General features: G+C 68.8%; 11 protein-coding genes. 4 read left to right on the forward strand and 7 right to left on the reverse strand.

Translation table 11 applies throughout. The features are described from left to right. The first annotated feature begins 102 nt into the window (after positions 1 to 102). The 3 genes from I6I07_RS13530 to I6I07_RS13540 are packed head-to-tail and all read left to right on the forward strand — an operon-like array spanning position 103 to position 1925. Positions 103 to 681 carry a chromate transporter gene (locus I6I07_RS13530; protein ID WP_198487028.1) on the forward strand — a complete coding sequence of 193 codons (579 nt, stop codon included), beginning with the start codon at positions 103 to 105 and terminating at the stop codon, positions 679 to 681. Further along, positions 678 to 1202 (forward strand): chromate transporter, encoded by a 525-nt coding sequence (locus I6I07_RS13535; protein WP_198487029.1) that lies wholly within the window; start codon positions 678 to 680, stop codon positions 1200 to 1202. Before I6I07_RS13530 ends, I6I07_RS13535 begins: the two co-directional genes overlap by 4 nt. Before the next feature lie 33 nt (positions 1203 to 1235). Continuing rightward, positions 1236 to 1925, forward strand: coding sequence for a DUF1345 domain-containing protein (locus I6I07_RS13540; RefSeq protein ID WP_198487030.1), 690 nt, complete (start codon positions 1236 to 1238; stop codon positions 1923 to 1925). A 135-nt stretch (positions 1926 to 2060) separates the two neighbouring features. Here the strand turns inward: I6I07_RS13540 and I6I07_RS13545 are convergent, their stop codons facing one another. From I6I07_RS13545 to I6I07_RS13575, 7 genes are all read right to left on the reverse strand, one after another. Continuing rightward, entirely contained in the window at positions 2061 to 3194 is a 1134-nt protein-coding gene (locus tag I6I07_RS13545; protein WP_198487031.1) for a methyltransferase, read from the reverse strand. Between the two features lie 154 nt (positions 3195 to 3348). After that, positions 3349 to 5016 (reverse strand): OFA family MFS transporter, encoded by a 1668-nt coding sequence (locus I6I07_RS13550; RefSeq protein ID WP_198487032.1) that lies wholly within the window; start codon positions 5014 to 5016, stop codon positions 3349 to 3351. 147 nt (positions 5017 to 5163) lie between these two features. Further along, positions 5164 to 5421: a formate dehydrogenase subunit delta gene (locus tag I6I07_RS13555; protein WP_006390923.1), complete on the reverse strand. Its 258-nt coding sequence runs from the start codon at positions 5419 to 5421 to the stop codon at positions 5164 to 5166. Between the two features lie 5 nt (positions 5422 to 5426). After that, entirely contained in the window at positions 5427 to 6263 is an 837-nt protein-coding gene (fdhD, locus tag I6I07_RS13560) for a formate dehydrogenase accessory sulfurtransferase FdhD (protein ID WP_198487033.1), read from the reverse strand. A 19-nt stretch (positions 6264 to 6282) separates the two neighbouring features. Next, on the reverse strand, positions 6283 to 9159 hold the full coding sequence (fdhF, locus tag I6I07_RS13565) for a formate dehydrogenase subunit alpha (RefSeq protein ID WP_198487034.1): 2877 nt from the start codon (positions 9157 to 9159) through the stop codon (positions 6283 to 6285). 13 nt (positions 9160 to 9172) lie between these two features. Beyond that, on the reverse strand, positions 9173 to 10744 hold the full coding sequence (locus I6I07_RS13570) for a formate dehydrogenase beta subunit (RefSeq protein WP_198487035.1): 1572 nt from the start codon (positions 10742 to 10744) through the stop codon (positions 9173 to 9175). Then, the gene (locus I6I07_RS13575) at positions 10741 to 11298 is read right to left on the reverse strand and encodes a formate dehydrogenase subunit gamma (protein WP_198487036.1); all 558 of its coding nucleotides are present in this window, start codon (positions 11296 to 11298) and stop codon (positions 10741 to 10743) included. Before I6I07_RS13575 ends, I6I07_RS13570 begins: the two co-directional genes overlap by 4 nt. A 159-nt stretch (positions 11299 to 11457) precedes the next feature. On the opposite strand from I6I07_RS13575, the gene I6I07_RS13580 reads away from it, so the two are divergent. Continuing rightward, positions 11458 to 12534: a substrate-binding domain-containing protein gene (locus I6I07_RS13580; protein WP_198487037.1), complete on the forward strand. Its 1077-nt coding sequence runs from the start codon at positions 11458 to 11460 to the stop codon at positions 12532 to 12534. Positions 12535 to 12537: the final 3 nt, after the last annotated feature.

Genomic DNA, 12537 nt, shown 5'->3' on the forward strand with positions numbered 1-12537 from the left:
TATATTAGACATTATCTTGGCCCCGGAGTAGGCTGCGAGCTATTCCTTCACTCCCGGCGCCGCGGCGCCGGCGCTTCGCGGACCGGCCACGGCCACACGACAATGAACGCAGCAGCACCTGATTCCCCCGACGCCGCCACGCGGCCGCCGCCCACCTGCGGGCAACTGTTCTACGGATTCCTCATGCTTGGCCTGACCGCCTTCGGCGGCGCGCTGCCGCTGGCGCGCCGCATGGTGGTCGAAAAGCACCGCTGGCTGTCCGGGGCCGAATTCACCGACCTGCTGGGGCTGTGCCAGTTCCTGCCGGGCGGCAACATCATCAACCTGTCGGTGGCGCTGGGCATGAAGTTCCGCGGCCCGCGCGGCGCCTTCGCGGCGCTGATGGGCCTGATCCTGGCGCCCTCGGCCATCGTGGTGCTGCTGGGCATGGTCTACGACCGTTTCCAGAACGATCCGCACATCCAGCATCTGTTCGCCGGCCTGGCGGCCGCGGCGGCGGGGCTGCTGATCTCGATGGCGGTCAAGATCGGCGTGCCGGTGCTCAAGCGCCGCGACTGGCTGGCCGGCGCGGTGGCCACCGCCTGTTTCATCGCCATCGCGGTGCTGCGCATTCCGCTGCTGCCGACCATGGCGGTGCTCACGCCCCTGAGCATCCTGCTGGTCTGGAGGCAACGTCGATGATCCAGACCCTGATCGCCCTCGCCATCATCTTTTCACAGCTGTCGGTGCTGGCCTTCGGCGGCGGCAACACCATCCTGCCCGAGATGCAGCGCCAGGTCGTGGAGGTGCACGGCTGGATGACGGCCGCCGATTTCTCCGCGCTGTTCGCCCTGGGGCAGGCGGCGCCGGGCCCCAACCTGATGGTGGTCACGCTGGTCGGCTGGCACGTGGCCGGCTGGGCCGGCATGCTGGTCACCACGCTGGCCAAGTTCGGGCCGTCCTCGATCATCACCATCATCGCCCTGGGGCTGTGGGAACGCTTCAAGGACCGCCCGTGGCGCGGCGTGATCCAGGCCGGCATCTTCCCGATGACGGTGGGGCTGGTGGCCGCCAGCGCCGCGCTGATCACCGAGGCCTCGGTCCACTCCTGGCTGCTGGGCTCCATCACCGCGGTGGTGGCGCTGCTGGGCAGCGCGACGCGGATCCACCCGCTATGGCTGCTGTTCGGCGGCGCGCTGGTGGGATTGCTCGCGATCGGTTAGCGTTGAGGCTCTTGCCACGCGTGGGAGCCCGTCATGACGCTGCCGGTCAAGGATCCGGATACCGACTCGACCCAGGCCGGCGTCGCGCCGCTGCCGTTTTTCCATGCGCACCGGCGCCTGGTGCTATGCGGGCTGCTGTTCGTCGCGGTGGCGGTGGGATTGTGGCGCGCCGGCCTGGCGCCGAGCCGGGCCGGCCTGCTGGGCTTCGACCTGGCCGCGCTGGTGTTCCTGCTGCTGACCGGCGCGGCCTTCGGCAAGGCGACGCCCGCCACCATGCGGGTGCGGGCGCAGCAGGTCGACGTTGGCCGCAGCGCCGTGCTCTGGAGCAGCGTGCTGCTGTCGTGCCTGGTGATGCTGGCGCTATGGACCGAAATGCGCGCCGCCGGTGGCGCCGAGGGCGTGACCGACCTGATCGCGGCGGCCGCCAGCATCGTGCTGTCGTGGCTCTACATGAACATGATCTTCGCGCTGCACTATGCGCATGGCTATTACAGCCATCGCAACGGCATGCACAAGGGCCTGGACTTCCCGGGCAAGGAAGATCCCGACTACTGGGACTTCGCCTACTTTTCGCTGGTGCTGGGCATGACGTTCCAGGTGTCCGACGTGCAGATCGTCAGCCGCCGGCTGCGGCGCACGGCGCTGATGCACAGCGTCATCGCCTTCTTCTTCAACGTCTTCATCATCGCCATCAGCGTCAACGTGGCGGCGGGACGGGCATGAAAAAGCCCGGCCGCGGGGCCGGGCTTTTTTTTGCCGCCGGGCCGCCCCAAGGCAAAAACGCCCCCTCGGGGGGCAGCGACTCGCGTAGCGGCGGAGCGTGGGGGCCTTTCTTCCAAGAGGACAGGCCGATCGCGCTCAGGCCGCGGCGGCCAGGCGCCACAGCGACGTCACTTCCTTGGAGCGCGCCGCGTACAGCGGGTCCTCGGCATCCTTGGCGCGGCCGTGGGTGGGCCGCGTGTCGATGCGTTCCACCACGCGCAGGCCGGCCTGCTCGATCATCTCCAGCAATTGCTCGCGGGTGCGCAGGCCCAGGTGTTCGGCCAGGTCCGACAGGATCAGCCAGCCCTCGCCATTGGGTGTCAGGTGCGCCGGCAGTCCGTTCAGGAAGCCGCGCAGCATGCGGCTGTCGGGGTCGTAGACCGCGTGCTCGACGGGCGAGCTGGGGCGGGCCGGCAGCCACGGCGGGTTGCAGACCGCCAGCGACACCCGGCCTTCGGGGAACAGGTCCGCCTCGACCACCTCGACCTGCTGCGCCAGGCCGAGCCGTTGGAGGTTTTCGCGGGCGCAGGCCAGCGCCCGCGGGTCCATGTCGGTGGCGATGACGCGCTTGCCGCCGCGGCGCGCCAGCACGGCCGCCAGCACGCCGGTGCCGGTGCCGATATCGAACGCCACGCTGCCGCGCGGCATCGGGGTGCGCGCCACCAGGTCGATGTACTCGCCGCGCAGCGGCGAAAACACGCCATAGTGCGGGTGGATGCGGTTGTCCAGCGCGGGAATCTCCACGCCTTTCTTGCGCCATTCGAAGGCGCCGATCAGGCCCAGCAGCTCGCGCAGCGACGCCACGTAGGGTTCGTTGGCGGGGCCGTGGGCTTCTTCGCAGGCCTGCCGCGCGTCCGGCGCGCGGCGCAGCGAAATGCCGTGGCCGGCGTCGAACGGAATCAGCAGCATGCCGAGGATGCGGGCGCGCTGCGACTGGATCTGGCGATGCTGGTTGAAGGCCTCCAGCATGTTTTCCACCGGCTTGCGCGGGCGCTTGTCGACCCGGCGCGTGATGGCCTGCAGCAACTGGCGCGCATTCTGGAAGTCGCCGCGCCACAGCAGGCCCACGCCTTCGCAAGCCAGGCGATAGGCCACGTCCGCCGTGGTGCGGTCGTCGGCCAGCACCACGCGCTTGGGCGGCGTGGCGCCGGATTCCGAGCGCCAGCGGGCGGAGTGGTGGGTCTGGTCAGGGGCCTCGCCCTCTGTCCAATGCAGTTCAGGCTGGGTCAACGGGACGCTCCGGGCAAGGCGGGCTTCAGGGGCAAGACGGTCATGAAACAGGGAAATCCAGGGGGAAAAAGAAAAAAGGCGCGGTCTGCCAATGTAGCAGCTTCGCGCCTTGGGGGGCGGCGGACGGCGCCTGGCGCCGCCCGTCGGGGCCGTATCAGTGGAACAGCACCACGGCCTTCTGCAGCGTGATCCAGATGCCCCAGGCCAGCGGGATGCCGACGCAGGCCCAGGCGAACAGCACTAGCGCCGCCGGCGTGCGGAAGGTCGAGGCGCCCACGCCGTGGGTCTCGGCCGCCGCCGCGCGTTCATGCGCCAGGGCCTTCTCGCGCGCCAGTTCCTCGTCGGTCATGAAGTACTTGGGGTTCACCGGGCGGATCGCCAGGTTGCACAGGAAGCCCAGCACCAGCATACCCGCCAGGATGTACATGGTGATGTCATACACCTGCGCCCGCGGCACGCCGATGGACAACTGGTATTCGCGGATGTAGTTCACCAGCACCGGCCCGAAGATGCCCGCGGCCGACCAGGCCGTCAGCAGGCGGCCGTGGATGGCGCCGACCATCTGCGTGCCGAACAGGTCGGCCAGGTAGGCCGGCACCGTGGCGAAGCCGCCGCCGTACATCGACAGGATGACGCAGAAGGCCGCCACGAACAGCGCCAGCGCGCCCATGTGCGCGGTCCAGGGAATCGCCGCGTACAGCGCGAAGCCCAGCACGAAGAAGATCAGGTAGGTCATCTTGCGGCCCAGCTTGTCCGACAGGCTGGCCCAGAAGAAGCGGCCGCCGATGTTGAACAGGCTCAGCAGGCCGGTGAAGCCCGCGGCGATGGCGGCGATCGAGGCCAGCTGGGCCTTGTCGAGCTGGCCAAAGCCCAGTTCCGGCTTGTTGATCAGGCCGCCGCCGAACACTTCCTGCAGCAGCGGCGAGGCCATGCCCAGGATGCCGATGCCGGCGGTCACGTTCAGGCACAGCACCAGCCAGACCAGCCAGAATTGCGGCACGCCCCAGACCCGCTTCACGTGCACGTGGCCCTTGGTGATCATGGCGTTGTTGGCGTGCTTGGCGGGGGCGGTCCAGCCCTCCGGCTTCCAGCCGGTGGGCGGCACGCGGTAGCCGAGCGCGCCCGACATCATGAAGATGAAGTACACCAGTGCCATGGTCAGGAAGGTCTGCCACACGCCCGGCGAGGTGGGCGTGGCGAAGTGGCGCATCAGCAGGTCGGCCAGCGGCGCGCCGATCATGGCGCCGCCGCCGAAGCCCATGATGGCCATGCCGGTCGCCATGCCGCGGCGGTCCGGGAACCACTTGATCAGCGTGCTGACCGGCGAGATGTAGCCCAGCCCCAGCCCGATGCCGCCGATGACGCCGGAACCGAGCCACAGCATCCACATCTGGTGCAGGTAGACGCCGAAGGCCGAGATCACCAGGCCGCCGCACCAGCACAGCGCCGACACCACGCCCGCCTTGCGCGGACCGGCGCGTTCCAGCCAGCCGCCCCACAGCGCCGCCGAGCATCCCAGCAGCACGAAGAACAGCGTGTACATCCACCCCATGGTGGAGATCTTCCAGTCGCAACTGGTGGTGAACAGCTCGGCCACCAGGCTCATGTCGGGCGGGCAGGCCAGCGGCTGGGCGCCGCCGACCGCCTTGGACAGCGGCAGCCAGAACACCGAGAAGCCATAGGCCATGCCGATGCACAGGTGGATGGCCAGGGCGGCCGGGGGTACCAGCCAGCGGGAAAAACCCGGTCCGGCGATGGTGCGTTCCTTGTCCAGGAAACCCGGCTTGGCGCCGGGCAGGTCGAGTGTTGCAGTGCTTTCCATGAGGTCTCCTCGGGGTGCGGCTTTATAGCGGCGTGGGCGGGAAAAATCCAGTCCCGCCGCTTCTTGTTGAACCCTTTGCTGCGGTAAAGCTTGCTGCGCTCGCGCACCGGCTGGCGGCGCGCGGGTCGGCCGTGGCGCGCGCGCCGGTCAGGGCACCCGCGCCAACGGGGTCAGGCGCTCGCGGTTCTGCGTGACCGCCTCCAGCACCAGGGGATGCAACTGTTGCTCGCCGGCATCGCCATCGGGCTGCCGGGCTAGGAAGTCCAGCAGCTCGTTGCGCATGCGGGGCTCCCAGAATTTGTGGATATGGTTGGCCACGCCTTCCACCGCCTCGGGGCGCAGCGGCATGGCTTCGAAGAATTGGCCGATGCGGTTGGCCATGCGGATCAGGTTGCCGATTTCCATGCGTGTCAGGTCTGCGAAGTGATGCGTTCAGGGTGGGAATACAGGGTGGCGTCGTCATTGCGCAAAAAGCCCAGCAGCGCGATGCCGGCGCTGTCGGCCAGCCGCACGGCCAGCGCGGTGGGGGCCGATACCGCCGCCAGGATGCCGACGCCGGCCGCGGCGGTCTTCTGCACCATCTCGAAACTGGCGCGGCTGGATACCAGCACCACGCCGTGCGCGGCGGACAGTCCCTGGCGCGCCAGCGCGCCGACCAGCTTGTCGAGCGCGTTGTGGCGGCCCACGTCCTCGCGCACCAGCGCCACGGCGCCGTCGGCGCCGGCCCAGCCGGCGGCATGGGTGGCGCCGGTCAGGTCATGCAGCGCCTGGCGCGCGCGCATGTCGCGCATCGCCCGCAGCACCGCGCCCACCGGCACGGGCGCGCCGGCCGGCACCGGCGCCACCGGCCGCAGCACCTCGGGCAGCGTCTCGACGCCGCACAGCCCGCAGCCGGTGCGGCCGGCCATGGCGCGGCGGCGCGATTTCAGGCGCGCCTCGCAGGCACTGGAGATTTCGAGTTGCACCACGATGCCGTCGCACTGCGGCAGCACGTCGATGCCGCGCACGTCGGCCACGCTGTCGATGATGCCTTCCGACAGCGAAAAGCCGACGGCGAAGTCCTCCAGGTCGGCGGGCGTGGCCAGCATGGTGGCGTGGCTGATGCCGTTGAACTCCAGCGCCACCGGCGTTTCCTCGGCCAGGTTGTCGCCTTCGGCGCCGGGCGCGATGGCGCCGGCCCGCACGCGGGTCACCTGGGCCGCCACGAGCTCGGGGCGGGAGGAAGGGGGAGGGGCGCTGTGGTCCATGGCGGGCTCGGCTGTCGGGTTATTTCCCCGACGTCACGGCTTCGTTCTCGCGCGAGCGCTCACGCAGCAGCTTCTGCTGGATGTCCGCGAAGCGCGACCATTGCCGCTGCCATTCCGACGGCTGGGACACGCGCGTGACCTGCACGGCCGTGACCTTGTACTCGGGGCAGTTGGTGGCCCAGTCGGAACTGTCGGTGGTGACGACGTTGGCGCCGGACTCGGGGAAGTGGAAGGTGGTGTATACCACGCCCGGTTGCACCCGGTCGGTCAGGGTCGCGCGCAGCACGGTCTCGCCCGAACGGCTCTGGATGCCGACCCAGTCGCCTTCATTCACGCCACGGTCCTCGGCGTCCTGCGGATGGATCTCCAGCACGTCTTCGCTATGCCACATGACATTGGGCGTGCGGCGGGTCTGCGCGCCCACGTTGTATTGCGACAGGATGCGGCCGGTGGTCAGGAGCAGCGGGAAGCGGCGCGTGCTGCGCTCGTCGGTCGGCACGTACTTGGTGATCATGAACTTGCCCTTGCCGCGCACGAAGGCGTCGATGTGCATGATCGGCGTGCCCTCGGGCGCGTCGTCGTTGCACGGCCATTGCAGGCTGCCCAGCTTGTCCAGCTTCTCGTAGCTGACGCCGCTGAAGGTCGGCGTCAGGCGCGCGATCTCTTCCATGATCTCGCGCGGGTGGCGGTAGTTCATGGGGTAGCCCAGCGCGTTCGACAGCGCCACGGTCACTTCCCAGTCGGACTTGCCGTTCTTCGGTTCCATCACCTTGCGCACGCGCGAGATGCGGCGCTCGGCGTTGGTGAAGGTGCCGTCCTTTTCCAGGAACGACGAACCCGGCAGGAACACGTGCGCGTACTTGGCGGTCTCGTTCAGGAACAGGTCCTGCACCACGATGCATTCCATCGCCGCCAGCGACGCCGCCACGTGCTGCGTGTTGGGGTCGGACTGCACGATGTCCTCGCCCTGGCAGTACAGGCCCTTGAAGGTGCCGCCCAGCGCGGCCTCGAACATGTTGGGAATGCGCAGGCCCGGCTCGGGTTGCAGCGTCACGCCCCAGTCCTGCTCGAACTGCGCCCGCACCGTGTTGTCGGAGATGTGGCGATAGCCTGGCAGCTCGTGCGGGAACGAACCCATGTCGCACGAGCCCTGCACGTTGTTCTGGCCGCGCAGCGGGTTCACGCCCACGCCTTCGCGGCCGACGTTGCCGGTGGCCATGGCCAGGTTGGCGATGGCCATGACGGTGGTCGACCCCTGGCTGTGCTCGGTCACGCCCAGGCCGTAATAGATCGAGCCGTTGCCGCCGGTGGCGAACAGGCGCGCCGCGCCGCGCACGGCTTGCGCCGGCACGCCCGTGATCTCGGCCATGGCTTCGGGCGAATTCTCGGGCAGCGACACGAAGTCGCGCCATTCCTGGAACGCCTTGGCCTCGCAGCGCTCGGCCACGAAGGCCTCGTCGATCAGGCCTTCGGTGGCGATCACGTGGGCCAGCGACGACAGCAGCGCGGTGTTGGTGCCGGGACGCACCTGCAGGTGGAAGTCGGCCTTGATGTGCGGCGAACTCACCAGTTCGATGCGGCGCGGGTCGATCACGATCAGCCGCGCGCCCTGGCGCAGGCGGCGCTTCAGGCGCGAGGCGAACACCGGGTGGCCGCTGGACGGGTTGGCGCCCATGACGATCACCACGTCGGTGTGCATCACCGAGTCGAAGGTCTGGGTGCCGGCGGATTCGCCCAGCGTCTGCTTCAGGCCATAGCCGGTGGGCGAATGGCAGACGCGGGCGCAGGTGTCGACGTTGTTGGTGCCGAAGGCGGCGCGCACCAGCTTCTGTACCAGCCAGGTTTCCTCGTTGGTGCAGCGCGACGAAGTGATGCCGCCGACCGCGTCGCGGCCGTACTGGCCCTGGATGCGGCGGAATTCGGACGCCGCGTAATCGATCGCCTCTTCCCACGACACTTCGCGCCAGGAGTCGGTGATGCGCTTGCGGATCATCGGCTTGAGCACGCGCTCCTTGTGGGTGGCGTAGCCCCAGGCGAAGCGGCCCTTGACGCAGGAGTGGCCGCGGTTGGCCTGGCCGTCCTTCCACGGCACCATGCGCACCACTTCCTGTCCCTTCATCTCGGCCTTGAAGCCGCAGCCCACGCCGCAATAGGCGCAGGTAGTGACCACCGAGTGCTCGGCCTGGCCCATCATGATGACGGTCTTTTCCTGCAGGGTCGAGGTCGGACAGGCCTGCACGCAGGCGCCGCAGGACACGCATTCGCTTTCCAGGAACGGCTGGTCCTGCCCCGGCGACACGCGCGATTCGAAGCCCTTGCCGGAAATGGTCAGCGCGAAGGTGCCCTGGGTTTCCTCGCAGGCGCGCACGCAGCGGTTGCAGACGATGCACTTGGAGGCGTCGTAGGTGAAGTACGGGTTGGACTCGTCCTTCTCGCTCTTGAGGTGGTTGGCGCCGTCGTAGCCGTAGCGCACGTTGCGCAGGCCCACCACGCCGGCCATGTCCTGCAGCTCGCAGTCGCCGTTGGCCGGGCAGGTCAGGCAGTCCAGCGGATGGTCGGAGATATACAGTTCCATCACGCCGCGCCGCAGGTCGTGCAGCTTGGGCGTTTCGGTGAAGACCACCATGCCGTTCTCGGCCGGCGTGGTGCACGAGGCGGGATAGCCGCGGCGGCCCTCGATCTGCACCAGGCACAGGCGGCACGAGCCGAACGGCTCCAGGCTGTCGGTGGCGCACAGCTTGGGGATGTTGATGCCGGCCTCGGCGGCCGCGCGCATCAGCGACGTGCCTTCGGCCACGGTGATTTCCTGGCCATCGATGGTCAGGGTGACGGTCTTTTCGGACACCCGCGCCGGGGTGCCCAGATCGCGGTCGCGCTTGATGACGGTTTCTAGCATGGCGGTCTCGGCTTCAGGCGGGGTGGGCGGCGGATTGCGAGGACTCGATGCCGAAGTCCTGCGGGAAGTGGTTCAGCGCGGACAGCACCGGGTAGGGCGCCATGCCCCCCAGCGCGCACAGCGATCCGCCCAGCATGGTGTCGCACAGGTCGCGCAGCAGGTGCACCTGCTGTTCGCGTCCCGGACCGCCGGCGGCGATCTTGTCCAGGGTTTCCATGCCGCGGGTCGACCCGATGCGACAGGGCGTGCACTTGCCACAGGACTCGATGGCGCAGAACTCCATGGCGTAGCGCGCCATGCGCATCATGTCGACGCTGTCGTCGAACGCCACCAGGCCGCCGTGGCCGATCATGGCCGAGATCTGGACATAGGCTTCGTAGTCCAGCGGCACGTCCCACTGCGATTCCGGCAGGTAGGCGCCCAGCGGCCCGCCGACCTGCACCGCGCGCAGCGGCCGGCCGGAGGCGCTGCCGCCGCCGAAGGTGTACAGCAGGTCGCGCAGGCTCAGGCCGAAGGCCTTTTCCACCAGCCCGCCCTGCTTGAGGTTGCCGGCCAGCTGGAACGGCAGCGTGCCGTGCGAGCGGCCCACGCCGTAGTCGCGGTAATAGGCCGCGCCCTTGGCCAGGATGATCGGCACGGTGGCCAGCGAGATCACGTTGTTGATGACGGTGGGCTTGCCGAACAGGCCGGAGATGGCCGGCAGCGGCGGCTTGGCGCGCACCACGCCGCGCTTGCCCTCGATGCTTTCCAGCAGCGAGGTTTCCTCGCCGCAGATATAGGCGCCGGCGCCCTTGCGCACTTCCAGGTCGAAGCGGCGGCCGCTGCCATGCACGTCGTCGCCCAGCCAGCCGACGCTGCGCGCCCGGGCGATGGCCGCTTCCAGCGTGGCGATGGCGTGCGGATATTCGGAACGCACGTAGATATAGCCGTAGGTCGCGCCCACCGCCAGGCCGGCGATGGTCATGCCCTCGATCAGCACGTAGGGGTCGCCTTCCATCAGCAGGCGGTCGGCGAAGGTGCCCGAATCGCCCTCGTCGGCGTTGCAGACGATGTACTTGCGGTCGGCGGGCGAGCCCAGCACGGTCTTCCACTTGATGCCGGTGGGAAAGGCCGCGCCGCCGCGCCCGCGCAGGCCGGAGGTGACCATCTCTTCGACAATGGCGGCCGGCTCCATGGCCAGCGCGCGTTTCAGGCCCTGCAGGCCGCCGTGCGCGGCGTAGTCCTGCAGCGACAGCGGATCGATCACGCCGACCCGGGCGAAAGTCAGGCGTTCCTGCTGCTTGAGATAGGGGATTTCCTCGGTCAGCCCCAGGCGCAGCGGATGTTCGCCGCCCGTCAGCCAGCCGGCGTCGAACAGCGCCGGCACGTCCTCGGGCTGCACCGGCCCGTAGGCCAGGCGGCCTTCGGGCGTGGATATCTCGACCAGCGGTTCCAGCCACAGCAGGCCGCGCGAACCGTTGCGCACCACCTGCACGGCCAGGCCGCGTTCGTCGGCGGCCAGCTCGATGGCGGCGGCCACGGCGTCGGCGTCCATGGCCAGCGCGGCCGCATCGCGCGGCACGTAGATCAGGATGGGGGTGCTCATTGGCCGGCCTCCCGTACGCGATGCAGCAGGCGGTCCAGCTTGGCGGGCGTGACGCGGGCGTGCGGCTGGCCGTCCAGCATCACCGCCGGCGACTGGGCGCACAGGCCCAGGCAGTACACCGGCTCCAGCGTGAAGTCGCCGTCGCGCGTGCTGGCGTGGAAATCACAGCCCAGCGCCTGGCGCGCGTGCTCGGCCAGCTGTTCTCCGCCCATCGCCTGGCAGGACTCGGCGCGGCACACTTCCAGCGTGTGGCGGCCGGCGGGTTCGCCGCGGAAATGGGGGTAGAAGGTGATGACGCCGTGGACTTCGGCGCGGGACAGGTTCAGGGCCTCGGCGATGGTCTGCACCGCCTCGGCCGGAATACAGCCCAGTTCATGCTGGACCGCGTGCAGCACCGGCAGCAACGGGCCGGGCTGGTCTTTCAGGCGGGCCAGGATGCGGGCGGTGGCCGCGACCGCGGGGCTGGCGGACGCCTGGGCGGCGTCCAGGGCCATGGGGCCGCCACGGGCGCCGCCCGTGGATGCCAGATCGGATTTTGCCTCGCGCTGACGCATGGCGGTCTCCTCCAGTAGTGCTGGGACCCCGTAGGGAGGGGTTCTGTTGTGATGGGACGCCAGGTCGATTTATATGCATAAAAAAACATATAAACTTCCCACGCCCCGCGTTATTTGTGTACTCTAAACAGGTAATTAATCGCCTTCAATAAGAAATAAATGACATATAAGTTCCGAATCGGCCTGCGGCCGCAATGGACCTTGGGCGGAGACGATGGCGACCCGGTGCCGCTGCAGGACATGCTGGCGCTGCTGGCCGCCATCGACGCCACCGGCAACATCGCCGGCGCCTGTCGCGCCTGTGGCTTGTCATACCGCCACGCCTGGGGCGTGCTGCGCCGTTTCGAGGGCATCTTCGCCACCCAGCTGCTGATCACCAACCGGCGCCAGGGCACGCAGCTGTCGCCGTTCGCGCAGCGCCTGCTGTGGGCCAACCGCCGCATCGAGGCGCGGCTGATGCCCACGCTCGACAGCCTGGCCTCCGAACTGCAGGAAGAACTGGCGCGGCTGTTGCCGGAAAACGACCCGCACCTGCGGCTGCACGCCAGCCACGGCTTCGCGGTGGAATCGCTGATGGAGCACATGGGCGCGCGCAAGCCCGGGCTGGAACTGCGCTACCGCACCGCGATCGAGGCGCTGGCCTCGCTCGAGCGGCACGAATGCGACCTGGCGGGCTTCCAGGTGCCGCTGGGCGACTTCGAGGCGCCCATCATGGATCGCTACGCGCAGTGGCTGCATGCCGACGAATATCTGCTGATCCACCTGGCGGTGCGCAATACCGGGCTGTTCGTGGTGGCCGGCAATCCCAAGCGCATCACCGGCATGGCCGACCTGGCGCGCCAGGACGTGCGCTTCGTCAACCGCCAGATCGGCTCCAGCACCCGCTATCTGGTCGGCCTGATGCTGCAGCGCGCCGGCGTCTCGATCAGCGAGGTGCAGGGCTACGAAACCAACGAATTCACCCACATGGCGATCGCCGCCCACATCGCCAGCGGCATGGCCGACACCGGCGTGGGCGTGGAAACCGCCGCCTGCCGCTTCGGCCTGGATTTCATCCCGCTGGTGCGCGAGCGCTATTTCTTCGCCATCCGCAAGAGCGCGCTGGAGACCCCCGCCATGCGCGATCTGCTGTCCATCATGCGCAGCGCCGATTACGTCGGTTACGTCGGTCAGCTGATCGGCTACGACGCCCGCGATACCGGCCGCCTGCAGACCCTTGAAGAGGCATTTTCCTAGGCG

The sequence above is a fragment of the Achromobacter deleyi genome, from assembly GCF_016127315.1.
GTDB classification, from domain to species: domain Bacteria; phylum Pseudomonadota; class Gammaproteobacteria; order Burkholderiales; family Burkholderiaceae_B; genus Achromobacter; species Achromobacter insuavis_A.